Consider the following 26,502-nt stretch of genomic DNA (forward strand, 5'->3'; position numbering starts at 1 on the left):
CTTGGTTGGAGTCTATAAAGACGGCGTAAAATTTGATGAAATTACAACTGATGAACATGTCAGTGAAGCTTTGATAAAAATCTTAGAAAATTTATCCTCTAAATTTAATATCACAAAAATTATCTATGCAAATACGCCAGGCAGTTTTATGGGGCTAAAGGTGGCCTATGTCATCTTAAAGACTTTCTCTTTAGCAAAGGGTTGCGAATTTTATGCGGTTAGCGGCTTTAGCTTAAATGGCAGCCAAGCTATAAGGGCAAATAAAAATTTGAGCTTCGTTTTAAAGGATGGCGAAATTTCACTTGAAAAAGTGGAGCCAGTAGGATTTAGGTTGCCTTTAAATTTAGATGAATTAAAACTAAATTCAGATACACTTCCAGATTATATCATCCAAGCAGTTTAGGAGAAATTTTGAATATCTTAGTCCCTGCAACAAGTGCGAATTTGGGCCCTGGTTTTGATGCTTTGGGGCTTAGTTTGAAGCTTTTTAATAGCGTAAAAATCGAGCCAGCAAAATTTAGCTCAGTGTCGATAAACGGCGAAGGCAGTGGAAGTGTAAATTTAAAGAGAAATAATATATTCTTAAGTATTTTTAATGAAATTTTTTTTGAGCTAACTGGTAAAAATGAAAATTTTAGAGTCGTTTTTGAAAATAATATCCCATTTTCAAGGGGACTTGGTAGTAGCTCCGCTGTGATCGTTGGAGCCATTGCTTCAGCGTACGAAATGGCTGGCTTTAAGGCAAGCAAAGAGACAGTTTTAAATAAAGCTATCATCTATGAAACCCATCCTGATAATATCTCGCCAGCAGTTCACGGTGGATTTGTCAGCGCGATCGTAAAAAATGGCAATGTTTACGCAAATAAAATAAATTTAAGCGATGAGATAAAGGCAGTAGTTGTTATCCCAAATAAACCAATGAGTACATCCTCGTCAAGACAAATTTTACCAAATAACTATACGATGAAAGAGTGTGTGAATAACTTATCTCATGCCGCTTTTTTAACGTCTTGTTTTTATGAAAAAAAGTATGATCTCTTAAAAATAGCAAGCAAAGATTTGATGCACGAAGAGCGTAGAATGCACGCTTTAGAAGAGCTTTTTGAAGTTAGAAAAGTAGCTTATAAAAATGGCGCTTTAATGAGCACGCTTTCAGGCTCAGGCTCAAGCTTTTTAAATATCGCTTACAAAGATGACGCTAAAAATTTACAAGATATTTTAAAGAGTAAATTTAGTGATTTTAGGGTTGAGGTTTTTTCATTTGATAACGATGGATACGAAATTACGCAAAGCTAAAAACAAGTTTAAAAAGATATAATGAACAAAAATAATCCTGTAAGGACATGTGTCGCTTGTAAAATTAAAATTTCTCAGAGCTTGCTAAAAAGATACCGCTTGGTAGGTAAAAATTTAGAGCATGGCAAAGGAAATGGTCGTAGCTTTTATCTGTGCGACAAATGTATACAAAAAGATATAAAAATTTTAAAAAAAATAATTGATAAACAAACTAAAGGTGCTTTTATTTGTGATGCACCGAAGTTAAAGGAGATACTCTTAAATGAGCAATGTTAGGATTTCAGAGATCGCAAACGAGCTTGGCTATCCAAGTAAAGAGATAGTAGAAAAAGCTCAAGAGCTAGGATTAAAAGTCAAAACTCACTCAAATGCAGTTAGCCTTGAAGAGGCCGAAGCTATATATGAATATGTTCAAACTGGCGTGATACCAGATAAATTTAAAAAGAAAAAGAGTGAACCTAAACCAAAAAAAGAGTCTAAAAAAGAAGTAGAAAAAGAGTCAGTAAAAAAAGAAGAAAAGCAAAAGAGTGAACCTAAAAAAGCTACTACTAAAACTGAGTCAAAGTCGGTAAAAGCTGAGCCTAAGAAAGAGGCACAAATTTTAGAAGAAAAACAAAAAATTGAGCCTAAAAAAGAAGAAATCAAAGTAGAGCAAAAACAAGTCGAAGCTCCAAGACCAAAAGAGAGCTTGGCCGATGTGACTCAAAAAAGACGTGGCCTTGTGATAGTAAAAAAGAAAAAAGACTATGAAGCGCCAATTGCTACAAAAGAAGAGAAAAAGCCTGAACCAAGCATAGCTAATATAAGCGATTTTAAAAGTATGTTTTCAGCAAATGATGAAAATTTAGCTAAGAAAAAGAAAAAAGATAAAAAAGTAGTTGTTGCAAGTAAAAAGGATAGCGCTCAGAAGATGGATCTGCTTGGCGGAAGTGATTTTGGTGACATTGTACTAGAAGATGAAGATGTAGTCGTTCTTCCTGATTTTAGTTTTAAAACCCCAGCACCAGCACCTGCTCAAAAGACAAAACAGCCAAATGTTATGAGAACTACGGTCAACAATACGATAAATTCATTTGGCGAAGGCGGCATTCAAAGAAGAGCTAGAAAAAAACACAAAAAGCCTGAAAATAAACAAAACAGTGAAGCTGTGACATCTATAAATATTCCAAAAGAAATTCGTGTTTATGAATTTGCTGAAAAGCTAAACAAACAGCCAAGCGAGATCATAGGTAAGTTATTTATGCTTGGTATGATGACAACTAAAAATGACTTTTTGGATGAAGATGCGATAGAAATTTTAGCCGATGAGTTTAATGTAGAGGTTAATATCATCGACGATCAAAAAGAATTTGACTACGTAGCAGCCTATGAAGAAGAGATAAAAGACGATGAAAATCTCCAGCCAAGAGCACCAGTCATAACCATCATGGGTCACGTTGATCATGGTAAAACTTCATTGCTTGATTACATAAGAAAATCACGTGTAGCAGCAGGAGAGGCCGGTGGTATCACTCAGCATGTTGGTGCTTATATGGTAAATAAAAACGGCAAAAACATCACATTTATCGACACTCCAGGTCACGAAGCGTTTACTGCTATGCGTGCAAGGGGTGCTGGTGTAACTGATATAGTTATCATCGTTGTTGCAGCAGATGACGGCGTAAAACCACAAACAAAAGAGGCAGTTAGTCACGCAAAAGCTGCTGGTGTACCAATAATCATCGCGATAAACAAAATGGATAAAGAGTCAGCAAATCCTGACCTGGTAAAGACTGGTCTTGCTGAGCTTGATATCATGCCAACAGAGTGGGGCGGAAAGTATGAATTTGTGCCAATCTCTGCAAAAACAGGCATGGGTATAGATGATCTACTTGAGATCGTACTTTTACAAGCTGACCTTTTGGAGCTAAAAGCAAATCCAAAGGCAAACGCAAAAGCAACTGTCATCGAGAGCTCACTTCAAAAAGGCCGTGGCCCAGTAGCTACTATTATCGTTGAAAATGGCACGCTTCATGTTGGAGATACTGTCGTAGCTGGAGTTGCGTATGGAAAGATAAGAAGCTTACTTGATGACCAAGGTAAGCCTTTGCAAGATATAAAACCAGGCGAATGCGGTGTGATAGTAGGTCTTAGCGAGATAGCAGAGGCAGGCGAGACATTAATAGGCGTAAAAACTGATAAAGAGGCTCGTGAATACGCGCAGAAAAAGGCTGAATATATCCGCCAAAAAGAGCTTAGTAAGAGTACAAAAGTTAGTATTGACGAGCTTAGCGCTAAGATTGCTGAGGGTGAGTTAAAGACGCTTCCAGTCATCATCAAAGCTGACGTTGGTGGTTCACTTGAGGCACTAAAAGCAAGCCTAGAAAAACTAGCAAATGATGAGATCAGAGTAAATGTCATCCACTCAGGTGTTGGCGGCATCACGCAAAGCGATGTAGCACTTGCTAGTGCGAGCGAAGACTGTATAATCCTTGGTTTTAACATAAGACCAACTGGCGAGATAAAAGAAAAGGCAAAAGAGAGCGGCGTTGAGATTAAAACTTACAACGTTATTTATAATCTAATCGACGACGTGAAGGCGATTTTAGGCGGACTAATGTCACCTATCATCAGAGAAGAGCAGCTTGGTCAAGCTCAGGTTCGCCAAGTTATCCATGTGCCAAAAGTCGGTACTATCGCTGGATGTATCGTCACTGAAGGCACGATAAACAGAGGCGCAAAAATTCGCCTTATTAGAGAAGGTGTGGTCGTTTATGAGGGCTTGGTAAGCTCATTAAAACGCTTCAAAGATGACGTCAAAGAGGTTGCTAGAGGTTATGAATGTGGCGTTGGTATCGAAAATTTCAATGACATCAGAGAAAATGACTATATCGAAAGCTTCAAAGAAGTCAAGGAGAAAGCTACTCTATGAACGCTAACGAGATAAAGCGTATGAGAACAGAGAGTGTGCTAAAAGAGCTCATCCCAGAGGCTTTAGCTACTCTTGAAGATAGCATTTTAAAGGGGCTTTGTGTCACTGATGTCGAGTGTAAAAAGGGCAGATACGACGCCTTTGTTTATCTTGATAAGATGGCTTTTGATGAGCGTGAACAAGAGTATATTTTGGGACATTTAAAGCGAGTTTGCAGACACTTGCAAAACCACTGCATGGCAGCTGAGGGCTGGTACAGATGCCCAAATTTTCACTTTAAATTTGATGATAGGTTAGAGTATCAAAACCATATGGATAAGTTGTTTGATAAAATTTCAAAGGATTTAAACAAAAATGGATAATTTAGACAAACTAGTACGCGAATGCGGTGTCGAGCTTTACGATAGCGAGATCGCAAATGAAAATGGTAGGGCTATTTTTAGAGTTTATATTACAAAAAATGGCGGAGTGAGCCTTGACGACTGTGAAAAAGTAAGCCGTCTACTCTCGCCTATCTTTGATGTGACACCGCCAGTTAGTGGGGATTATAACCTCGAAGTTAGCTCGCCTGGCCTTGAGAGAAAGCTTAGTAAGCCATCTCATTTTAAAGCGAGTGTTGGTGAGCTTGTAAAAGTTCAAACCGAGGCTGAGAAATTTGCAGGAAGGCTCGTAAAAGCGAATGAAGAGAGCATCGCAGTAGAAAACGAAGAGGGAATTTTTGAGATCAATATCAGTGAGATAAAAAAAGCAAAAACATATTTGGAGTGGTAAATGCTAAGCGACATCGAGATAACTCACCAAACGAAACTAGAACACATCAGTAAAGTTGCTGCAAGACTAGGCTTAAACGAAGACGAGCTTGAGCTTTACGGTAAATTTAAGGCCAAAATTTCCCCTAGACTTGAGCCATCAAACTCAAAGCTCATCTTAGTCACCGCGACTAATCCAACCCCATACGGCGAGGGCAAAACGACTATGTCGATCGGTCTAGCTGACGCACTAAATTCACTTAATAAAAAGGTCTGCCTAGCACTTCGCGAGCCATCTTTGGGACCGGTTTTTGGCATAAAGGGTGGAGCAGCAGGTGGTGGCTACTCGCAGCTTGCGCCGATGGAGGATCTAAATTTACACTTCACTGGCGATTTTCATGCTATAACATCAGCAAATAACCTTATTTCAGCGATGATAGATAATAGCCTCTATCAAGAAAACCCACTAAAAATAGAGAAAATTTTATGGAAGCGCTGTATGGATATGAACGACCGCGCGCTTAGATTTATCACTGTGGGTCAAGGTGGCAGAACGGATGGCGTGCCAAGAGAAGATGGCTTTAACATCACTGCAGCAAGCGAGATCATGGCTGTACTTTGTCTAGCCACAAGCTTATCAGATCTAAAAGAACGCGTGGCAAATATTATGGTCGCCTATGATAGCGACAAAAAGCCTATCTATGTACGCGATCTTGGCTGCCAGGACGCTGTTTGTATACTTTTAAAAGATGCGATCAAGCCAAATTTATTTCAAACGCTTGAACACACACCTACGCTCGTGCATGGTGGCCCATTTGCAAATATCGCGCATGGCTGCAACTCCGTTATCGCAACAAAAACAGCTCTAAATTTAGCTGACTACGTCATCACTGAAGCTGGCTTTGGCTCTGAACTTGGTGCGGAGAAATTTTTAGATATAAAATGCAGGGTTGCTGATATCAGGCCAAGCGCTGTGGTGCTTGTAAGTACGATCAGATCACTAAAATATAACGGCGAAGCAAATAAAGATGAGATCACAAAACCTGATATGAACGCCCTTAAAAAAGGCATCGAAAACCTTGGCGGACACATCGAAAATTTAAAAGGTAAATTTGGTCAAAACGTAGTTGTGGCGCTTAATAAATTTGGCTTTGACACAGATGAAGAGATAAATTTTGTAAAAGGGTATTGCCGTGAGCTTGGTGTAGAAGTGGCAGTTTGTGAGAATTTCTTAAAAGGTGGTAAAGGTGCGCTTGAGCTTGCTGAGCTAGTTTTAAAAGAGTGTGATAAGCCAAGCAAGATAAATTTCACCTACGAGATGAGCGACGATACGAGAACTAAAATAGAAAAGGTCGCTAAGGAAATTTATGGAGCAGGTGAGGTAGTCTTTGAAGAGGCTGCTCTTAAAAAGCTTGAGATGATAAAAGAGCTAAATTTGAGCCACTTACCGGTTTGTATCGCAAAAACACAGTACTCATTTAGCGACGATGCGAAGCTTTTGGGTAGAGCAAAAGGCTTTACATTTAGTGTAAAAGACCTTGATATTAGAACCGGGGCTGGCTTTATCGTCGCAGTCTGCGGTAAGATCATGCTAATGCCAGGACTTCCAAAAGTACCAGCCGCTGTCAATATGAGGATAGACGCAGACGGCAAGATCGACGGCTTGTCTTAAATTTGGAGAAATATGAAATTTGTAAAAATACTCTTTTTAATATTTTTAAGTGTTTTCTTCGTTGGATGCTCGGGAAGATATAAATATAATGTTGAGCCAACGCCGATACAAAAAGGCGTGGCTAAATATATTGTTAGTGATTTTAACCTAACATTGACGAATCAACCAACTAGATACGAGCACAACACTAACTATAAAAATGAAAGCGAGCTTCGTGATGAGTTTGTGGAATTTATAAACAAACATCTAAAAGAGCAGGGTATTTTAGGGGACGAAAATAGTTTCAAGATAAAAATACAAATGGACTATGAAAGATGGTTTAACTGGGGTGGCAAGGCGTTAAACAAACCACACTTTCGCTATAGCGTGAAAATTTATGATAACGATGATAGGCTTTTGGTCTCTTACTCTATACCAGTTTCTACAACGAAATATAGCTATTTTAAAGAGATCGCGGTTTTGGCAGAGATCGCTGCTTTTAGGTGGGACGCAGAGGATGAGCCGACCGATATCGACTTGATCTCAAAAACTCTTGTTGATGAAATAAAAGATATAGGAAAATAAAAATAGTCTGTTAAGATGAACGACGAATTTTACATGGATCTTGCTTTAAGCGAGGCTTGGAAATTTCAAATATTAACCTATCCAAATCCAGCCGTTGGATGCCTTATCCTTGATGAAAATGGGCAAATTTTATCTTGCAAGGCTCATGAAAAGGCTGGATATTTACACGCTGAACCGACAGCGATATTCTTTGCGCTTTGCAAAAAAAGTGAAAAATTTAAAGATGATTTTATAAAAGCGTATAACGATAAATTTAGCTCTAATATAAAAGAGGGCGAATTTGGCCTTTTGGAGCCAAAATTTACCTATGAATTTATACTAAAAAATCACTCAAATTTACTAAAAAATGCAAAAGCTTACGTCACTCTTGAGCCTTGCTTACATCATGGTAAAACGCCACCTTGTGCAATTTTGCTAAAAGAGCTTGGTTTTAGAGAGGTGATAATAGGTAGCCACGATGAAAATAAAATAGCAAGTGGTGGTGGAAATTTACTTCAAAGCGCTGGCATAAAAGTTAAATTTGGCGTTTTAAAAGAGAGCTGTGATAAGCTACTTGAGCCATTTTTGGCCTATCAAAATGGTGGCTTTAGCTTTTTAAAAATCGCAATTAGTAAAAATGGAGTAGCAAGTGGTGGTATCATCACAAATGAGCTTAGCCGCACGCATGTGCATAAACTTAGAAGCGTCATAGATACGCTAGTGATCGGTGGCAATACTGTGCGAGTTGATCGCCCAAAGCTTGATAGCAGGCTAGTAAGTGGCGGCAAAAATCCAGATGTCTTAATCTACTCAAGAAGTGATAAATTTGATAAGACGATACCGCTTTTTAGCGTGCCAGATAGAAAAGTAAGCATTCAAAAAAAGCTTAGCTTAAAAGGGCTTAGCATGTTTGAAGGTGCTGGTGAGTTTTTAAAACTTACAAAAGATGGCAAGCTAGCAAACGTAAAATGGCTACTTATCTATCAAAGCTCAAATTTTAGGGATGGTAAAAACTTGAGCCTCGATCTAAATTTAAAGCCACTATTTAGTGGGAATTTTGGAGATGATAGCTACACTTGGTATGAAATTTTGGATTAAATATCTAGGCCAAAATAGTGCTTAACTAAAAAGCCAATGCCAAATGAAATGATTGCAACACCAAAAGTTATTGCACACATCTCAATCACTCTTGGTAAAAATTTAAGCTCTTTTGCCACGCTTATGTAAAAGTTGTAAGTGATAATGGCAACAAAGGCAAAGAAAAACATCGACAAGACAGCGTAAAGACCACTTGAAAAGATGAAAAATGGAAGTATCAAAAACGCCGTTGTTATGATGTACGAACCACCTGTGTAGAGCGAATAGGTAAGCGGTTTGATCTCGTCGCTTGGATTTTCTTTTGACTCAAGATAGGCTGATCCTGCCATAGAAAGAGCAGCTGCAATGCCCATGATAAGGCCTGTTGCACCAACTGATTTTGTATTTGAAAATGCAAGTGCGATACCACTTAGTGTGCCTGTTAGCTCAACTAATGCGTCATTCATACCAAGAACAATGCCGCCGGCATTTATGAGCTTTGTGTCTTTTAGCATAGAGATTAAATTGTTTTCATGATTTACTTCTTCTTCATAAATATCTCTAGCTTCAGGATACTCATCAACAATACCAAGATAAAATTGCTCTGCGTCTTCTTCACGTGACTCCATAAATTTTAAAGTAAAAGATGTACCAAAAATTTTAACAAGTATCGTATAGAAGATGACTTTGAATAAATTTGCAGTTCTACTCTCACCTGTTATCTTTTGGCAAAAAGCATAGTGTCGTTTTTCTTCAGTGATTAATTTACGAAGTATTTTTTTATTTTCTTCGTTTTTTTCACTAGCTTCGAGTAATGTATAGATAGCGGTATCATCTGCTTCATTTTGTAGCTGTTTTAAAGCACGCTTTTTATCTAGCATAAATTCCCCTTTTTTTAATTTTGTAAGATTTTGGATTTTGAAGTGTAAGATTGGATGGTGCGATCAGCGAGACTCGAACTCGCACACCTAGCGGCACTACCCCCTCAAGATAGCGTGTCTACCAATTCCACCATGATCGCAAAAAGAGTAAAAGCCCCAAAGGGGCTAAATTTAAGCTTTACGCTTAGCCAAGCATTGGGTTTGCGTAAAGAACGATAAGTGTAATAACAAGTGCGTAGATAACTTGTGCTTCGATCATCGCAAGAGCGATAAACATTGTAGTCATAAGTTTACTACCAACGCCTGGGTTTCTAGCTGTTCCACTAATTGTTGCAGCAGCCGTATTGCCCATACCAATAGCGCCACCAAGAGCTGCAAGGCCAAGGCCAATACCACCAGCGATAACTGAATATGATCTAATCATCTCGCCGTCAGCACCAAATGCAAATGCAGCAAGACCAAGAATTAAAAACACGATCTTTTTCATCGTTGCTCCTTTAAAATTTTAAAGCTCTTTCGGATCTGTCCCCTACTTAAACTTTATGAGCCGTAATATTACAAAAACAAAACTTTGTTTCAAATAAAAACACTAAAAATTTAAATTGCCCATAAAAAATTCCTGGCTTAGAAAAATAAAAGTTTTTTTATGTTATCTTTGAAAAAATTAATTTATTCTTAATCTCAGGTAATCAATGATAAATGAAAAATTTTCGAAAATAGGCTTTGTTCTTGCGATGGCAGGATCGGCTGTTGGACTTGGTAATGCATGGAAATTTCCAACAATGGTAGGAAACAATGGCGGTTCAGCGTTTATAGTTTTATATTTACTTCTCACGTTTGCTATCGCTTTTGTAGCGTTTTTAGCGGAGCTTAGCATTGGTAAGCTTGGTGAGAGTGACGTTGTAAGCTCCATTTATAAACTTGCTCCAAAACACAAAAAAATATGGTCTTTCTCAGGCTTTTTTATGATAGGAGCGATACTTATTGCTTCATTTTATATGGTTGTCATTGGCTGGATATTAAAGTATATTTATCTTAGTTTTTCGCCACTTTTGGCTGATACTAAAGAAGCAGCAGCGCAGTTTAATACACTTTTGGCAAATGATCTAACCAGTGCCGTGCTTTGCTTTAGTCTAGTCTTTTTGATGGTATTTTTTGCTGTTTCAAAAGGTGTGAAAAGTGGCATTGAAAAGCTAAATATCTGGATGATGCCGGGTCTTTTTATACTGCTTGTTTGTATACTTTTTTATGCAATTAGCATGGGTGATGGCTTTGTTAAGGCGGCTAAATTTTTATTTGTACCAAATTTTAGCGCGATCACGCCAGATGTTGTTTTGCAAGCTCTTGGACTTGCGTTTTTCTCGCTATCTATGGGTGTTGGCGTCATACCGACATACGCTGCAAATTTACCAGAGCAGACAAATCTTATAAAATCAACGCTTTCTATCATCTTTATAAATATATTAATAGGCGTTATGATGGGGCTTGTGGTCTTTACATTTATATTTGCTTATGGAGCTGATAGCACGGCAAGTGGCCCAGGGCTTATTTTTATCTCACTTGTTACACTTTTTGCAAAGCTTGGGATAGTTGGCAATGTCATGGCCATCGCATTTTTTGTTTCACTTTTATTTGCTGGTGTTACAAGTGCTGTTTCGATGATTGAACCATTTGCTTATTATTTGGTTAGAAAATTTGAAATTTCACGCAAGATGGCTCTTGTTTATATTGGAATTTTTGTCTATATTTTAGGCCTTTTTTGTATTTTTTCATATTATGCACAGACGGCTAATATCTTTAGTATTTTTGGTAAGCCAGTCTTTGATGCGCTTGATTTTCTTACTTCAAATATAATGATGCCAATAGGCGCCATAATTTTTAGTTTTTTTGTTGGCTATAAACTTAAAAAAGAGAGCCTATATCTACTCTTTGGCGAATTTATGGGAAAAGTATTTTTTGAAATTTGGTATTTTGCTTTAAGATACATCGTACCAATCGCAATTTGCGCCATCATGATCTATCAAATAGCAGGTAGATGATGGATAGATTTAGTAAAGTTGGTTTTGTTCTTTCTATCATTGGAGCGGCTATTGGCCTTGGTAATGCATGGAAATTTCCATATATGGTCGGTAGTAACGGTGGTTCAGCATTTATTCTTATATATCTATTTTTTGCTTTTGTAGTTGGGCTTAGCATATTTTTTGCTGAGATGGCAATGGGTAAAATTTCACGCCTTGACACGGTTGGAGCATTTAAGAGTCTAGCTACAAAGGGGGCAAATTCTTGGAAATTTGCTGGTGTTGTGATGGTGACAGGGTTATTTATCGCATCTTTTTACACGCTTATTATTGGCTGGGTTTTAAAATACGTTATCTTAAGTCTCGGTGAGCTTCCAAAAGATATGGCAAGCTCAGAAGCGCTTTTTGTAAATTTTACTTCAAAGGGCATAGAGGAGCAAATTTTGTATTTTAGTATCGCTTTTTTTGCCTACTTTTTTATACTTACAAAAGGTATAAAAAGTGGAATAGAACGTATAAATGTATATCTCATTCCAGCACTTTTTATTTTACTTTTGCTTATGCTTGGCTACTCTTTTGGTATGAATGGATTTGATGAGGCGGCTAAATTTTTACTAGTGCCAGACTTTTCAAAGATAGATCAAAGCGCTATCTTAAATGCTCTTGGGTTAGCTTTTTTTACGATGTGTATTGGCATTGGCTGCATTTTAACTTACTCATCAAGCCTAGGCAATGATACAAATTTATTCACTTCATCACTTTATGTAGTCTTTGCAAATATAATTATTAGCGTAATTATAGGGCTTATAGTTTTTACATTCACCTATGAATTTGGCTCAGAGCCATCAAAGGGTGCAGGGTTAGCATTTATCTCGCTTCCAACGCTTTTTGCAAAGCTTGGTTTGCTTGGAAATTTCTTAGCTTTTGCATTTTTTACATCTCTATTTTTTGCTGGTATAACATCGGTTATTTCACTAGTTGAACCATTTATATTTTTCTTAAATAAAAGCTTGGGATTTAGTAGAAATAGATCAATTATTATTGTTGGTGCCGTAGTTTATGTTTTAGGAATTTTATGTGCGTTAAGCGGCATCAGCGATTTTAAGGAGCCACTTACATTTTTTGGTAAGAGCTTTTTTGATTTGCTTGATTATCTTAGCTCAAACATTATGCTCCCACTTGGTGGCATTATATTTGCCATTTTTGTTGGATACTTTATGAAATTTGAGCTTTTAAAAGAGCTATTCTTGCCTTATATGGGTAAGGTTGTTTTTAAAATTTGGTATTTTTTAGTAAGGTTTGTAGCACCAGTTCTAGTTTTTGTGGTGTTAGTAAGGGAGATTGCATAATGGCAAAAGAACAGTTTTCTAAAATAGGTTATGTTTTAGCAGTTGCAGGATCAGCGGTTGGACTTGGAAATGCATGGAAATTTCCATATATGGTCGGTGAAAATGGTGGATCGGCATTTGTTATTTTATATCTTTTGATAACGTTTTTAGTTGGCATACCTATCTTTATGGCAGAGCTAAGTATTGGCAAACTTAGTGAGAGCGATAGTGTAAATGCCTTTAGAAAGTTAGCGAATAAAAATAAAAATTTATGGCAACTAGTTGGAATTTTAGCTATGGTAACCGCAGCTATAATCTCATCTTATTATATTGTTATCATCGGCTGGGTCTTTAAGTATTTCACACTATCTTTTACCGGTCTTCCAAACGATATAGAAAGTTCAAAAGTAATATTTAACGAGCTTCTTACACATGGTCTTGGCGAGCAGACACTTTATTTTGTTATAGCATTTGTAGCTTGCTTTTTTATCCTTTCAAAAGGAGTGAAAAGTGGCATTGAAAAGCTAAATGTTTGGATGATGCCAAGCCTATTTATCATGGTTTTAATCATGCTTATTTTTTCTATGACGATGAATGGCTTTACAAAATCTGCTGAGTTTTTACTTGTTCCTGACTTTAGTAAAATTTCATTTAACTCGCTCTTGCTTGCTCTTGGGCTTGCTTTTTGGACACTATCTCTTGGTATGGCAGCGATCATTACATATTCGGCTAGCCTAAGTGACGATACAAATTTAGCTACTTCTACGCTAAGTATCGTTTTTATAAACATCGTCCTAGCCATTATGATGGGTCTTGTTATCTTTACATTTATATTTGAATTTGGCGCAGAGCCGTCTCAAGGACCAGGGCTTGTCTTTATCTCGCTTCCAACGCTCTTTGCTAAGCTTGGTATGATAGGTCAAATTTTAGCTGTGGCATTTTTTGCTGCACTTATCTTTGCTGGCATTACTTCGGCTATCTCTATCGTAGAGCCGTTCGTATTTTTCTTGATCAGAGAGTATGGCATTAGCAGGATAAAAGCTCTTAGCATAGTTGGAGCTGGTGTTTTTGTGTTAGGATTTTTATGTCTTTTATCAAATATAGAAAATGTTGGCGACAAATTTATGCTCTTTGGTAAAAATTTCTTTGATTTTCTTGACTTTACCGCTTCAAATGTTTTGCTTCCAATTAGTGGTATTGGTGGAGCGATATTTGTTGGATATTTTATGAAAAGAGAAGCACTTTATGTGCTATTTAGTCCATATATGAGCGACTTTGTATTTAGCGCGTGGTATTTTTTATTAAGATATGTGGCACCAGTTTGCGTATTTATCATCATGATAAATAAATTGTTTTTTTAAGGGTTGGTTATGCAAAAAGTTGAGAAATTTTTTGATAAGGTCGGCGACATAGTCGGCTATATTTGCATGTTTATTATGGCTTTGATGATAATAGACGTCTTTTTTAACGTTGTGGCAAGATATTTTTTCTCTTATGGAAATGTTGCATTTCAGGAGCTTGAGTGGCATTTTTTTGCTGTAATATTTTTGCTTGGCATGAGCTATGCATTAAAAGAGGATGCGCACGTTAGAGTTGATATCTTTTATGCTAAATTTTCACCAAAAAATAAAGCTCTTGTAAATATGATAGGAACTGTTATTTTTGTAATTCCATTTGCACTTTTAGTTTCAAATTTATCATTTGAATTCGTGAGTGATGCTTATACTTCAGCTGAAGCTAGTGCGGATCCAGGCGGTCTTACTCACAGATGGATCATAAAAGCACTTATTCCTTTTTCTTTTTATCTACTTGTATTTTTTGCGATTGGCTTTTTTATAAGAAATTTTAATCTTTACAAAAAAGCTAAAAAGGGGGAATAATGGCTGGCTTGATAATGTTTATAGCTGCACTTTTGATGCTAGGTATTGGCTTTCCAGTAGCCTTTACCTTTGGTGCGGTTTCGATGATATTTGGCATGATTGGCAGTATTGTTGAGAGCATTGGAGACGGAGACGGACTACTTGGAAGTATTGAAGTTTTCAAAGATATGTTTAACTTCATGCCTTATAGAATTTTTTCTATCATGGAGAGTAGAATTTTTATAGCAGTTCCACTTTTTGTCTTTATGGGCGTTGTGCTTCAAAAGTCAAAACTAGCTGAGAGGCTGCTTGAGAGTATGGGTATGCTTTTTGGAGAAATTCGCGGAGGCATTGCTATTAGCACTATCTTGGTTGGAGCACTTCTTGCAGCTTCAACTGGTGTTGTTGGTGCAAGTGTCGTTGCAATGGGCGTTATAAGCTTGCCTGTTATGTTAAAGTATAAATACGACCAAGCGCTAGGTTGTGGTACTATATGTGCTGCTGGTACGCTTGGACAGATCATTCCACCTTCTATCGTGTTGATTATTTTGGGTGATATATTTTCAGTGCCAGTTGGTGAGCTTTTTCATCAAGCCATCATCCCAGGACTCACACTAGTAGCAGTTTATATCATTTATATTTTGATTGTTGCTTATTTGAAACCAGATACTGCACCGGTAGTAAAAGATGAGAGCGGTGTTAGTAAATTTAAGCAGATTATGAGAGCACTAATCGCTATCTTTCCACCGCTTTTACTGGTTATTTGCGTGTTGGGTTCTATATTTGCAGGTATCGCTACACCAACTGAAAGTTCAGCTTTTGGCTGCGTCGGAGCCATTATTTTAGCTATTTTTTATAGGACATTTTCATTTTCTATGATAAAAGAGGCATTGGCTGAAAGCGTAAAAACTACAGCACTTGTCTTTGCTATACTTGTTGGCGCGACAGCCTTTTCTATGGTATTTAGTTATACTGGTGGAGATGAGATTGTTGAAAAATTTATGACAAATTTGCCAGGTGAGAAGTGGGGCTTTATCATTTTTAGCATGGTTGTTATCTTTGTGCTTGGCTTTTTTATCGACTTTGTTGAAATTTCATATATTGTGCTTCCTATTTTGGTACCAATAGCCGCAAAGCTTGGTATAAATCCAATTTATCTAGCAATCTTAGTTGCTATGAATTTACAAACTTCATTTTTGACGCCGCCATTTGGTTTTAGCTTATTTTTCCTAAGGTCAGTCGCACCAGCTGAGATAAAAACGACTGCTATTTATAAAGGCGTTGTGCCTTATATTTTTATTCAGCTTGCTGTACTTGTATTTTTCTGCGTCTTTCTAATGGAATTAAAGCCAATGCTTGATGCGAGCCACGGCGGATTATTAAACTTCTTGCTCTCACTTTTTAAATGATATAAAAGTTTTTGGTTGTAAAATACCAAGAAACAAGCAAAATGGCTAATTTGAGTTTCTAACCAGATTAGCCATTTTCTATGAATTCTTTAAATAAATTTATAAAATTAATGAGGTGGGTAATGGCGAAGAAATTTATCGATGTTATGGATACGACTTTTAGAGATGGCTTTCAGTCAGTTTATGGCGCTAGAGTGCTTATGAACGACTTTTTGCCCGCGCTTGAAGCGGCCAAAGAGGCTGGCATAGAGCATTTTGAATTTGGTGGCGGAGCGAGATTTCAAAGCCTTTATTTTTACCTAAATGAAGATGCTTTTGCGATGATGGATAAATTTAGAAGCATCGTAGGACCAAAAGCAAATCTTCAAACCCTAAGCAGGGGCGTAAATACCGTAACACTTGATACTGGTAGCCGCGAGCTAATCGACCTTCACGCAAAGCTTTTCAAAAAACACGGAACCACCACCATTAGAAATTTTGACGCACTAAATGACGTTGAAAATTTAAAATATTCAGGCGAGAGGATCGCTCATCACGGACTAAAACATGAAGTTGTTGTTACAATGATGGATCTGCCTAGTGGCTGTGTGGGAGCACATGATGTTAAATTTTATGAGAAAATTTTAAGAGAAATTTTAGACGCAAATATCCCTTATCACAGCGTTTGCTTTAAAGATGCAAGTGGCACAAGTAGCCCACAAAAGGTCTATGAAACCATAAAAATGGCTAGAAAATTATTGCCAGAAAAAACTCACATCAGACTTCACACTCATGAAACCGCAGGCGTAAGTGTGGCTTGCTATCTTGCAGCGCTTGAGGCCGGCGTTGATGGCATAGATCTAGCTGCAAGCCCAGTAAGTGGTGGCACAAGTCAGCCAGATATCCTAACCATGCTTCACGCAGTCAAAGGCAAAAACTACGATCTTGGCGGACTTGACGTGGAGAAAATTTTAAAATATGAAAGCGTTTTGAATGACTGCTTAAAAGAGTACTTCTTGCCGCCTGAGGCCGTTCAAGTAAGCCCACTCATACCATTTTCACCGATGCCTGGTGGCGCGCTTACTGCAAATACTCAGATGATGAGAGATAACAACATCTTAGATAAATTCCCAGAGGTCATCCTTGCTATGCGTGAAGTAGTGCAAAAGGGTGGATACGGCACTTCAGTGACCCCGGTTAGTCAGTTTTACTTCCAACAAGCATTTAATAACGTAATGTTTGGCAAGTGGAAGAAGATCGCCGAGGGATACGGCAAAATGGTGCTTGGCTACTTTGGCAAGACACCAGTTACGCCTGATAAAGAGATTATGAAGCTTGCTAGCGAGCAACTAGGCTTAAAACCAACTACAAAACACGCAGTTGATATAGCTGATAAAGATGAGAGCAAGTCACTTGCACACGTGAAAGAAATTTTAAAACAAAATAAGATCAAAGTCACCGAAGAAAACGTCTTTATAGCAGCAGCTTGTAAAGAAAAAGGTATCGCGTTTTTAAAAGGCGAAGCCAAAGTAAATGTAAGAAAAATCGATCCAAACGCTAAGGCAAATGAATGCAGACAAACTCAAAGTGGCAGATATAGTGTCGTTGTAAATGGTAGTCGCTACAATGTCGAAGTGAGCGAAGGCTTTAACGATAGTATCCAAGTAAAATCAATCACCGAAGTTGAAGGCAAGAGCGTAAAAAATGCTAAAAGTGCAGCAGCAGGCGCAACAGCAAATGATATCGTTGCTAGCTTGCCGGGCGCTGTGCATAAAATTTTAGTAAGCGCAGGAGACCATGTCAAAAAAGGGCAAGCTGTAGTCGTGCTTGAAGCGATGAAGATGGAGATAGAGGTCAAAGCCCCAAAAGATGGTGTGATAGGCTCTATTGAAGTTAGCAAAGGTCAAAGCGTCGCGAACAATCAAGTGGTGGCTAAATTTAAATAAATTTGCCACTTTTAAAAAGATAGTGTTAAGCGAAATTTGATTAACATTTTGATGACTTTTAGGTCAGAAGTTATAAAGAAATGAAAATTTTAAAGGAAACAACATGATAAATAAATTAGACGAGCTAGGTCTAAAAGAGATCAAAAAGATAAATCACAATCTAAGCTACGACGAGCTTTTTGAGCTTGAAAAGGCAAATAACGAGGGCAGGGTTTCAAGCAACGGCACGTTTATGGTAGATACGGGAATTTTTACTGGAAGAAGCCCAAAAGATAAGTACTTTGTCAAGCAAGATCCAAGCCAAAAATATATCGCTTGGGGCAAGATAAATCAGCCTATCACAAAAGAGCTTTTTGATAAGCTTCTTAAAAAAGCAAAAGAGCAGCTAAGCGGTAAAGAAATTTTTATCCAAGATGCATTTTGTGGAGCTAGCAAAAAGAGCCAAAAATCAGTCCGTTTTGTCACCGAAGTAGCGTGGCAAGCGCACTTTGTAAAAAATATGTTCATTCGTCCAAGTGAAGCGGAGCTAGCTAAATTTGAGCCTGATTTTGTAGTATATAACGCTTGTAAGACAAAAAATGAGGACTACAAGGCTGATGGGCTACACTCAGATGTCTTTGTTATCTTTAATGTCGAGGAAAATGTTGCAGTGATCGGTGGCACATGGTACGGCGGCGAGATGAAAAAGGGCATTTTTTCTATGATGAACTACTGGTTGCCACTTGAAGGAAAGCTAAGTATGCACTGCTCTGCAAACGTAGGCGAGAAGGGCGATACAGCACTATTTTTTGGTCTATCTGGCACTGGTAAAACGACACTTTCAACTGATCCAAAACGCAAGTTAATAGGTGATGATGAGCACGGCTGGGACGATGATGGCGTGTTTAATTTTGAGGGCGGCTGCTACGCAAAATGTATCAACCTTGATCCAAGCAGCGAGCCAGAAATTTACGCAGCGATTAGGCGTGATGCGCTACTTGAAAACGTCGTGGCTGACGAAAAGGGCGTGGTTGATTACAAAGATGGCTCAAAGACTGAAAACACACGCGTGAGCTATCCGATCTATCACATCGACAACTACGAGCCAAGCTCAAGCGCTGGCCATCCAAAAAACATCATCTTTTTAAGTGCTGACGCTTTTGGCGTGCTTCCTCCAGTTGCAAAGCTGACAAAAGAGCAGGCGATGTATTATTTCTTAAGTGGCTACACAGCAAAAGTTGCTGGCACAGAGCGCGGTATAACTGAGCCTGTTGCTACTTTTAGCGCTTGCTTTGGCGAGCCATTTATGCCGCTTCACCCAACTGTCTATGCAAAACTACTAGGCGAGAAGATCGATAAACACGGCGTTAATGTCTATCTTGTAAATACAGGCTGGAGTGGCGGTGCTTACGGCGTTGGCAAGCGTATGAGCATAAAAGCAACTCGTGCTTGCATAAATGCGATCCTTGATGGCAGCATCACAAAATGCGAATTTGAAAATTTTGATAAATTTAACTTCGCTATCCCAAAAGAGCTTGATGGCGTCGAGACAAAACTGCTAAACCCTATAAACACATGGACAAATCCGGCTGAGTATAACGCTTCACGTGATAAGCTAGCTAAAATGTTTGTTGAAAATTTCAAGCGTTATGAAGATGTAAAAGAGGGCGTTGAATACGCTAAAGCTGGTCCAAAAGCTTAATTTATATAGAGCCTTGCAAAGAGCTTGCAAGGCTAGTCTTTTTAGTTGATATTTTTGATATGACTAAATTTAAAGTATCTATTTCCTAAATTCCAATCTCAAGTGTTACATTTGTAAATTTATTCTAGTAAGTAACAAAATATTGGGTATTGCCAAATATATGAGTTACTAATAAAATTTTCCTATTACAATTAGCCCTTAGTTTTTCTTTTTGTGCTTGAACCAGTTATCAAATATTGTTTATTGTGTTGTTTTCTAAAAATTTTTATAGGTTTGAGAAGGAGATAGATCGCATAAATTTAGGGTAAAATAAAAAATAAGGGCAAAGTTGCCCTTATGGTTATAAAGTTATATTATGAGTGAAAGTGAAATTCCTCTGGATGATCTAGCGCATATCTAAATTTATCCATATCGACTTTTTTATCCCAGATAGAAACTATCATGCAGCCAACGGCATTACCGCAGAGATTACCAACAGCACGCATTTCTGACATAAATTTATCAACGCCAAGTAGCACGGCTACGGTGACGACTGGTATTCCAGTGCTTGGAAGTGCGCTTAGTGTTCCAGCAAGGACGACAAAGCCTGATCCTGTCACGCCAACAGCGCCTTTGCTTGTGATCATTAGTACGATTAGTATACTTATTAGATGCTCAAAACTTAGCGGTATATTAAATGCTTGAGCTAAGAAAATGACGCTTAGACTTAGATAGATGTTTGTGCAGTCAAGGTTAAATGAGTAGCCAGTTGGAATGATAAGTCCAACAGCGCCTCTATTTATACCAGCTGATTCTAGCTTTTGCATAAGTGGCGCAAGAGCTGTTTCGCTCGAGCTTGTCGCAAAGACTACCAATACCTCTTTTGAGATAAAACGCATAAATTTAAAGACATTGATTTTTGCAAAATAGCAGATAACGCCAAGCACGACAAATATGAAAAAGCAGCTTGCAAGTGCCATAACAACCAAAAGTTCCATCATGCCAAGAAGCGTTCCGATACCAAATTTGCCGATTAGATAAGCCATAGCCGAAAATGCAGCCACTGGGCTAAAGAGCATAAGCCAGCTAAGAAGTTTTAAGACATAGTGCTGAATAAATTCAAGTGGCTTTAGGCAAGCTTGTTTTTTATCATGAGCTAGCAGCGAAAGTACGATGGCAACGATAATAGCCATGAAAAGTACTTGAAGTGTGTTTGATTTTATAAATGGATCAAGTATATGCACGTAAGGAAAAATGTCATCTACTGGCACAGCACCTCTTAAAAGATGAAGTGTATGTGCTACAAATCCGCTATTTGCGTCCATATTTGCAGCCTGAGATGTAAATTTAGCTACGCTTGAGGCATCAAGCTGAGTGTAGTCAAGATTCATGCCATGTCCTGGACGAAGTGTCTCGCCAAATATGATACCAACAGCAAGCGCAAGTGTGCTAACTATCTCAAAATAGATAAATGCCTTTAATCCAATAGACCCAAGATCTTTTAGACTCTCAAGTCCAACGATGCCTGAAACGATCGTTAAAAAGATAATAGGGCCGATTAAAATTTTAAGTGCTTTTATAAAATAATCAATGCCTGGCTTGCTTGCTATACCAAGCTCAGGTGCGACCATGCCAACGATAACGCCACCAACAATACCGATCACAACCCAAAAGGCAAGATTGGTAAATAATCTTACAGCAAGATTTCCTTGCTTTTTAGTATTATTCATAAATTTCCCCTTTATAGGCTTTCTCTGATCTTAGCAGAGATGATCTTATCGCCTTGTCTTATAGCGTCAAGCACCTTTAGGCTCTCTTCATCAACGCATTTTCCAAAGACTGTATGCACGCCATCAAGATGAGGCTGTTTGCTATGACAGATGAAAAACTGCGATCCGCCAGTATCGCGTCCTGCATGAGCCATGCTAAGGCTACCGCGCTCATGTTTTACCTTTTGCTTATCGCATTCGCATTTTATTCTCCAGCCAGGACCGCCTGTACCTGTGCCATTTGGGCAACCGCCTTGGATGACAAAATTTGGTATAACTCTGTGAAAACTTAGACCATTATAAAAGCCTGATTTTATCAAATGGACAAAATTTGCGACAGCTTGTGGAGCTTCTTCCGCAAAAAGTTCAAGTCTGATCTCGCCTTTGTCTGTCTCTAAAACTGCAAATTTATCTTTTTTAAGCTCGTCTAAATTTATGTCATAAACTTTTAATTCATCAAAACGCATGTATTTCCTTTTTATTCGATATTTGTATAAACTGCTTGAACGTCATCATCGTCTTCTAGCTTATCAAGAAGCCTCTCAACCTCAAGCATTTGCTCTTCGCTTAGATTCACAGTTTGATTTGGTAAGTATTGAAGTGAAGCTTTTTTAACTACTAAATTTAGCTTTTCGATACCTTCATGAAGTGTACCAAAATTTGCATAATCACCATAAACAAATAGCGTCTCATCGTCAGCCTCGATATCGCTTAGACCATAGTCTATCAGCTCAAGCTCGATCTCTTCAATGTCTGCGCTTGGCTTTTCAAGCTCAAAAACGCTCTTTCTTGTAAACATAAAGCTAAGGCTACCACTTGGCAAAATTTCTCCACCATTTTTGCTAAATATCGCTTTAACATTGGCAACCGTTCTTGTTGGATTGTCAGTCGCACACTCAACGATGATTTGCACGCCGTGAGCTGCTTTGCCGTCATAAAAAATAGTCTTAATATCGGCGCTATCTTTGCCATTTGCTCTTTTTATAGCTGCATCGATGTTGTCTTTTGGCATATTTTCAGCTTTTGCTGCTGCGATAGCTGCACGAAGTTTAGGGTTCATATCTGGATCACAACCACCATCTTTTGCGGCTACTGTTATAGCTTTTGCAAGTTTTGGAAATACCTTGCTCATCTTATCCCATCTAGCTTCTTTTGCCGCTCTTCGGTACTCAAATGCTCGTCCCATAAATATCCTTAAATAAATTTTTTACGGATTATAACTAAAAAAATTTTATACTTTTTTAAAACATTTTTACTTTGCCTATTGGGGATTATTGGTTTGTAAATCGTAGGTTGATATTTGGTAAAAATTTAAGCTAAAGGCATATAATCATGCCATGATAAAAAATGCTCAAAAACAAGATGCAAAAAGCTGCATAAAGCTACTAAATCTAGCAATGGAGGATATCGCCTACAAGCTAAGTGGCTACGATGATCCTATTAAAAGTGATGAAATTTTAGAAATTTTTTTCAAAAGTGAGACAAATAGACTAAGCTATAAAAATGTCTTTGTTTATAAAAATAACGAGGAAATTATCGCTGCTATGTGTGTATATTTTGGTGGCGACGCGGCAATGCTTGATAGAGAAATTTCACAACATTTAAAGGCTCTTGGCAAAGATGACAAGGTAGAAAAAGAGTGTTTTGACGATGAGTTTTATATAGATAGTATCGCTGTTGATGAAAACTTTAGAGGCCAAGGGCTTGCAAAAGAGCTCATAAGGCATTCATTTGTCAAGGCAAAAGAGCTAGGGCATAAAAAGGTTTCATTAATAGTAGATACAAATAAGCCAAAAGTTCGTAAATTTTACGAGAGTTTGGGTTTTAAATTTAATGTCAAGAAAATTGTAAATTTACATGAATACGACCATATGATAAAGGAGATAATATGAAAACATTTGAAGCAAACAATATCCACTGCCAAAACTGCGCAAACACTATAAAAAACGCACTCGAAGATGACTTTGGCAAGATAGAAGTTGATCTTAGCAAAGAGCCAAGGCAAGTTAGTCTTGATATAAAAGATAGCGATGTTGAGAAATTTAAGTCTGAAATGGCTGATTTGGGATTTGACATAATAAAAGAGCTCTGATATGTCTTTAAAAGTCAAACTAAATATAGCGGGAATGAGCTGCGTAAACTGCTCAAATGCTATCGAGAAGGTTTCTAAAAAGATAGATGGAGTACTTGAAGCAAATGTAAATTTTGCAAACGCAAGCGGCGAGTTTATCCTAAAAGATGCTAGTGTGCGTGAAATTTTAGAGCAAAAGATAAAGAAGCTTGGCTACTTTGTAGCAACTGATATTGATGAGTTTGAAGCAAAAAGAAAAGCTCACATTAGAAATATTAGAAATAAATTTATATTTGCATTTATTGCAAGTATCGTAATAATGGCACTTGAGATGTTCGCGCCTCACAGCATGCTAGTAAATTTAGCTATGCTAGCTTTGGCATTTTTAGTTCTTATTTTTAGTGGCAAAGGCTTTTTTACTCATGCCTACGAAGCGGTAAAAAATAGAAATTACGATATGAATGTGCTTGTCGCTCTTGGAAGTGGTAGCGCGTTTTTATACTCGCTTTTTGTAGTGCTTTTTGAAAAATTTCTACCAAATGATCTAAAAAATATCTATGTTTCAGGTGTGGCGATGATAATAGCTTTTGTGCTTCTTGGCAAGTATCTTGAAGAGCGTTCGAAGGCAAAAGCAGGTGATTATCTAAAGAGACTACTTAAAATTTCTCCAAAAACCGCATTTTTACTTATGCCAGATGGAAGAAGTAAAGAAGTGCCAGTAAATGAGCTAAAAATAGGAGATATCGTCGTTGTAAAGAATGGCTACAATGTTCCATGTGACGGTGTGATAGTCCAAGGCGGAGCTGAAATCGATGCTTCGATGCTAACAGGCGAGAGTTTGCCAGTTTATAAAGAGGTAGGCGACAATGTATTTGCAGGTACATTAAATACAAATGGCTACATAAGTGTCAAGATGACAAAAAGCTCGTTTGAAAGCTTGTTGTCTCAAATTTTAAGCTTACTAAATGACGCTAGTACGAAAAAGATGCCAATAGGCAGGCTCGCTGATAAGATAGCAAATATCTTTGTGCCAAGCGTTGTAGCGATATCAGTGCTTACGTTTTTAGCTTGGATCATTTTTGGTGGAAATTTTGCTTATGCGATCTCTTGTGCGATCTGCGTTTTAATAATCTCATGCCCATGTGCTCTTGGACTTGCTACACCAATAGCAATAGTAAGCTCGCTTGCACGTGGTGCAAAAGCTGGAATTTTAGTAAAAAATCCAGAAGTTTTAGAGCTAATAAAAGATGCTAAATTTGTAGCATTTGACAAAACTGGTACGCTTAGCAAAGGGCAAATCAGCGTCAAAAGCTCAAATTTAAGTGAGCAAGATTTAGCTCTTATCGCTTCTGCTGAAAATTTAAGTGAGCATCTCATCTCAAAAGCTATCGTTAGATATGCAAAGCAAAAATGTATAGATTTACAAAAGCTAAATGGAAAATTTCAAAATGTTGTCGGGCAAGGCATCTTCTATGAAGATGAGAATAATCAGATAATAATCGGAAACGAAAAGCTGCTTTTGGCAAATGAAGTGAGTTTAAATTCGGATGAAAGTAAAGCTATAAAAGAGGCTACAAATGATGGAAGTGGCATCATACTTTGTGCTATAAATAAAAAATTTGTTGGTTTTTTAACGCTTAGTGATGAGCTAAAAGATGAAGCGAGCGATGTTATAAACGAGCTTACAAGTCTAAATTTACAAAGTGTGATCCTCTCAGGCGATGATGAGAAAGTAGTTGCAAGCATCGCTAAGAAGCTAAATGTAAGCAAATATCACGCAAATATGTTGCCTGAAGATAAATTTAATGAGATAAAAGAGCTTGCAAGCCACGGTGGCGTTATCTTTGTTGGAGATGGCGTAAACGACTCACCATCGCTTAAAGAAGCAAGTGTTGGCATCGCTATGAACTCAGGCTCAGATATAGCAAAAGGTGCCGGAGATATCGTGCTTGTTAAAAATGATTTGCGTGGCGTGAGTGGGCTAGTTAGACTGGCAAATGCTACTATGGCAAACATAAAAGAAAATTTATTTTGGGCGTTTATGTATAACGCGATTTGTATCCCAGTAGCTGCTGGTGTGCTTTACCCGGTCTTTGGACTACTTTTAAGCCCAGTTTATGGCTCAATGGCGATGTGTCTTAGCTCTGTTACTGTCGTTTTAAATGCACTTAGACTTAGATATCTACGACTTAAGGATTAAAATTTGAAACTTGGAGAACTTTATAGTGTTGTAGCGGCTGCGCTTGCTACAAATTTTAGTGGCATTTTAGATGTTTCATCTTTTATGCGTATCAAAAAGACAAATGCGTGGATAACGCAGACAAATAGCGAAGCAAATAAAAAAGGCAATGAGCTTTATACAAAATTTATCAAAGATGAAAGTAGTGCTGTTTTATGTGACGATCTTGTCATTTTAAAGTCAAAATTTGAGGCAAGTTACTATTTTTCTTCTGCAAAAGATGATCTAGCTCAATTTTATAAGGCTATAAATTTTCAGCCAAAAATGGGCGAGGTTGATAGCATCTCAAATCAGCTAATTTTAATAGCAAATATTTTAAAAAGCAAAGCATCTAAGGAGTCTATGAGACTTCTTGCAGCTTTTAGTGTCTCATTTTTCTTGCCTTATGCTAAACAGCTTTCAAGAGATATCCAAAAAGACGCAACTAGCAATTTTTATAAATCAATGGGATATTTTTTAGAGGATTTTTGCCTAGTTTTAGAAACTATTATTGGTAAGGCTTAGTTTTAAGCCTGTGCCATTTCTATCATTTGAGTTTTAATGCTTAAAATGTTATTTTGAATGGCTGACTGCTCTAAATTTAAGTAATGAAGCATTTGCATAGAATTGCGATCTTTTAGGCTTTGGATGCTTGAAATTTTATGTGAAATATCTAGTTTTTGATCTTGTAATTTTTCTAAGTCCTTTTGTAACTGTATAGCACTCGCTTTATTAATAATTATAGGAGAAATTTTAGCATCTTCTCTTTGTTCTGCATGTACTTCATTGCTTCTAACAATATCTTTCTTGTCATAGCCAGAAGATACTAGCATGCTTGTTTTTGAGCTATTTGAAGAGATAGATGTATAGCCATCATGATAGAAAATATTTGAGTTCATATTCGCGTCTATTTGCATACCATCCTTCCTCTTATAGATTATTTTTATTTTAAACTATCTCAATAGAAAATTAAAATAGTTTTTAAAAAGTTATATTTTGAATTATATTTCCATATCCTTAAAGATAAATTATATTTATAACTTTTTTTGCAACTTTATAGTTAAAATACCCAGTTAAGTGCTATTTTGTTAAAATCACGCAAAACTAATTAAAGGC

The 26,502-nt window shown here is 37.5% G+C and carries 26 protein-coding genes and 1 tRNA gene; 20 read left to right on the forward strand and 7 right to left on the reverse strand.

Annotated elements, in window-relative coordinates; all coding sequences use genetic code 11:
- The first annotated feature begins 1 nt into the window (after window position 1).
- Genes CVT13_RS04320 through ribD form a run of 9 tightly spaced genes read left to right on the forward strand, consistent with a single transcriptional unit; the run spans window position 2 to window position 8,269 of the window.
- Complete coding sequence (locus CVT13_RS04320) at window positions 2–403, forward strand: glycoprotease (RefSeq protein ID WP_107698137.1); 402 nt, start codon at window positions 2–4, stop codon at window positions 401–403.
- 8 nt (window positions 404–411) lie between these two features.
- The gene (gene thrB / locus CVT13_RS04325) at window positions 412–1,296 is read left to right on the forward strand and encodes a homoserine kinase (protein WP_107811739.1); all 885 of its coding nucleotides are present in this window, start codon (window positions 412–414) and stop codon (window positions 1,294–1,296) included.
- Window positions 1,297–1,317: 21 nt separating this feature from the next.
- The gene (locus CVT13_RS04330) at window positions 1,318–1,572 is read left to right on the forward strand and encodes a hypothetical protein (protein WP_084108762.1); all 255 of its coding nucleotides are present in this window, start codon (window positions 1,318–1,320) and stop codon (window positions 1,570–1,572) included.
- A complete protein-coding gene (infB, locus tag CVT13_RS04335; RefSeq protein WP_107811740.1) occupies window positions 1,559–4,207 on the forward strand; it encodes a translation initiation factor IF-2 in 2,649 nt (882 codons plus the stop codon). The genes CVT13_RS04330 and infB overlap by 14 nt, the downstream gene beginning before the upstream one ends.
- Window positions 4,204–4,569, forward strand: coding sequence for a 30S ribosome-binding factor RbfA (gene rbfA / locus CVT13_RS04340; protein WP_021090755.1), 366 nt, complete (start codon window positions 4,204–4,206; stop codon window positions 4,567–4,569). Before infB ends, rbfA begins: the two co-directional genes overlap by 4 nt.
- Window positions 4,562–4,978 (forward strand): ribosome maturation factor RimP, encoded by a 417-nt coding sequence (rimP, locus tag CVT13_RS04345; protein ID WP_009294319.1) that lies wholly within the window; start codon window positions 4,562–4,564, stop codon window positions 4,976–4,978. The genes rbfA and rimP overlap by 8 nt, the downstream gene beginning before the upstream one ends.
- Entirely contained in the window at window positions 4,979–6,628 is a 1,650-nt protein-coding gene (locus CVT13_RS04350; RefSeq protein ID WP_107811741.1) for a formate--tetrahydrofolate ligase, read from the forward strand.
- A gap of 12 nt (window positions 6,629–6,640) precedes the next feature.
- Window positions 6,641–7,192 carry a hypothetical protein gene (locus tag CVT13_RS04355; RefSeq protein ID WP_107811742.1) on the forward strand — a complete coding sequence of 184 codons (552 nt, stop codon included), beginning with the start codon at window positions 6,641–6,643 and terminating at the stop codon, window positions 7,190–7,192.
- A gap of 15 nt (window positions 7,193–7,207) precedes the next feature.
- On the forward strand, window positions 7,208–8,269 hold the full coding sequence (gene ribD, locus CVT13_RS04360; RefSeq protein WP_107811743.1) for a bifunctional diaminohydroxyphosphoribosylaminopyrimidine deaminase/5-amino-6-(5-phosphoribosylamino)uracil reductase RibD: 1,062 nt from the start codon (window positions 7,208–7,210) through the stop codon (window positions 8,267–8,269).
- Here the strand turns inward: ribD and CVT13_RS04365 are convergent.
- The 3 genes from CVT13_RS04365 to CVT13_RS04375 all read right to left on the reverse strand — a co-directional run bounded on the left by CVT13_RS04365 (window position 8,266) and on the right by CVT13_RS04375 (window position 9,616).
- Window positions 8,266–9,129, reverse strand: coding sequence for a VIT1/CCC1 transporter family protein (locus CVT13_RS04365; protein WP_107811744.1), 864 nt, complete (start codon window positions 9,127–9,129; stop codon window positions 8,266–8,268). The two genes, ribD and CVT13_RS04365, sit on opposite strands and share 4 nt — an antisense overlap.
- Window positions 9,130–9,184: 55 nt before the next feature.
- Window positions 9,185–9,269 (reverse strand) — tRNA-Leu (locus CVT13_RS04370).
- A 44-nt stretch (window positions 9,270–9,313) separates the two neighbouring features.
- A complete protein-coding gene (locus CVT13_RS04375; protein ID WP_004317263.1) occupies window positions 9,314–9,616 on the reverse strand; it encodes a F0F1 ATP synthase subunit C in 303 nt (100 codons plus the stop codon).
- A gap of 205 nt (window positions 9,617–9,821) precedes the next feature.
- Between CVT13_RS04375 and CVT13_RS04380 the strand changes: the two genes are divergently transcribed.
- From CVT13_RS04380 to pckA, 7 genes are all read left to right on the forward strand, one after another.
- Window positions 9,822–11,168: a sodium-dependent transporter gene (locus tag CVT13_RS04380; RefSeq protein ID WP_107811745.1), complete on the forward strand. Its 1,347-nt coding sequence runs from the start codon at window positions 9,822–9,824 to the stop codon at window positions 11,166–11,168.
- A complete protein-coding gene (locus CVT13_RS04385) occupies window positions 11,165–12,496 on the forward strand; it encodes a sodium-dependent transporter (RefSeq protein WP_107811746.1) in 1,332 nt (443 codons plus the stop codon). Before CVT13_RS04380 ends, CVT13_RS04385 begins: the two co-directional genes overlap by 4 nt.
- Window positions 12,496–13,836, forward strand: coding sequence for a sodium-dependent transporter (locus CVT13_RS04390; protein WP_107811747.1), 1,341 nt, complete (start codon window positions 12,496–12,498; stop codon window positions 13,834–13,836). Before CVT13_RS04385 ends, CVT13_RS04390 begins: the two co-directional genes overlap by 1 nt.
- A 9-nt stretch (window positions 13,837–13,845) precedes the next feature.
- Entirely contained in the window at window positions 13,846–14,355 is a 510-nt protein-coding gene (locus CVT13_RS04395) for a TRAP transporter small permease subunit (protein ID WP_021090735.1), read from the forward strand.
- The gene (locus CVT13_RS04400) at window positions 14,355–15,743 is read left to right on the forward strand and encodes a TRAP transporter large permease (protein ID WP_054196248.1); all 1,389 of its coding nucleotides are present in this window, start codon (window positions 14,355–14,357) and stop codon (window positions 15,741–15,743) included. Before CVT13_RS04395 ends, CVT13_RS04400 begins: the two co-directional genes overlap by 1 nt.
- Window positions 15,744–15,865: 122 nt before the next feature.
- Window positions 15,866–17,668, forward strand: coding sequence for a biotin/lipoyl-containing protein (locus CVT13_RS04405; RefSeq protein WP_107811748.1), 1,803 nt, complete (start codon window positions 15,866–15,868; stop codon window positions 17,666–17,668).
- Between the two features lie 106 nt (window positions 17,669–17,774).
- Window positions 17,775–19,349, forward strand: coding sequence for a phosphoenolpyruvate carboxykinase (ATP) (gene pckA / locus CVT13_RS04410; RefSeq protein ID WP_199907277.1), 1,575 nt, complete (start codon window positions 17,775–17,777; stop codon window positions 19,347–19,349).
- Window positions 19,350–19,702: 353 nt separating this feature from the next.
- Here the strand turns inward: pckA and CVT13_RS04415 are convergent, their stop codons facing one another.
- The 3 genes from CVT13_RS04415 to CVT13_RS04425 are packed head-to-tail and all read right to left on the reverse strand — an operon-like array spanning window position 19,703 to window position 22,283.
- Entirely contained in the window at window positions 19,703–21,058 is a 1,356-nt protein-coding gene (locus tag CVT13_RS04415) for a cation:dicarboxylate symporter family transporter (protein WP_021090779.1), read from the reverse strand.
- 11 nt (window positions 21,059–21,069) lie between these two features.
- Complete coding sequence (locus CVT13_RS04420; protein WP_107811750.1) at window positions 21,070–21,564, reverse strand: peptidylprolyl isomerase; 495 nt, start codon at window positions 21,562–21,564, stop codon at window positions 21,070–21,072.
- Window positions 21,565–21,575: 11 nt separating this feature from the next.
- Window positions 21,576–22,283 carry a YebC/PmpR family DNA-binding transcriptional regulator gene (locus CVT13_RS04425; RefSeq protein ID WP_021090734.1) on the reverse strand — a complete coding sequence of 236 codons (708 nt, stop codon included), beginning with the start codon at window positions 22,281–22,283 and terminating at the stop codon, window positions 21,576–21,578.
- A gap of 151 nt (window positions 22,284–22,434) precedes the next feature.
- Between CVT13_RS04425 and CVT13_RS04430 the strand changes: the two genes are divergently transcribed.
- From CVT13_RS04430 to CVT13_RS04445, 4 genes are read left to right on the forward strand one after another with little or no spacing between them, the layout of a single operon-like run.
- Complete coding sequence (locus CVT13_RS04430; RefSeq protein ID WP_107811751.1) at window positions 22,435–22,989, forward strand: GNAT family N-acetyltransferase; 555 nt, start codon at window positions 22,435–22,437, stop codon at window positions 22,987–22,989.
- Window positions 22,986–23,189 carry a heavy-metal-associated domain-containing protein gene (locus CVT13_RS04435; RefSeq protein WP_084108716.1) on the forward strand — a complete coding sequence of 68 codons (204 nt, stop codon included), beginning with the start codon at window positions 22,986–22,988 and terminating at the stop codon, window positions 23,187–23,189. Before CVT13_RS04430 ends, CVT13_RS04435 begins: the two co-directional genes overlap by 4 nt.
- 1 nt (window position 23,190) lies before the next feature.
- On the forward strand, window positions 23,191–25,368 hold the full coding sequence (locus tag CVT13_RS04440; protein ID WP_107811752.1) for a heavy metal translocating P-type ATPase: 2,178 nt from the start codon (window positions 23,191–23,193) through the stop codon (window positions 25,366–25,368).
- Between the two features lie 3 nt (window positions 25,369–25,371).
- On the forward strand, window positions 25,372–25,911 hold the full coding sequence (locus CVT13_RS04445) for an oxidoreductase (protein WP_107811753.1): 540 nt from the start codon (window positions 25,372–25,374) through the stop codon (window positions 25,909–25,911).
- A gap of 2 nt (window positions 25,912–25,913) precedes the next feature.
- Here the strand turns inward: CVT13_RS04445 and CVT13_RS04450 are convergent, their stop codons facing one another.
- Complete coding sequence (locus CVT13_RS04450) at window positions 25,914–26,303, reverse strand: hypothetical protein (RefSeq protein WP_107811754.1); 390 nt, start codon at window positions 26,301–26,303, stop codon at window positions 25,914–25,916.
- Between the last annotated feature and the right edge of the window lie 199 nt (window positions 26,304–26,502).

Origin of the sequence: Campylobacter concisus, from assembly GCF_003049085.1 — a bacterium.
Classification (GTDB): domain Bacteria; phylum Campylobacterota; class Campylobacteria; order Campylobacterales; family Campylobacteraceae; genus Campylobacter_A; species Campylobacter_A concisus_H.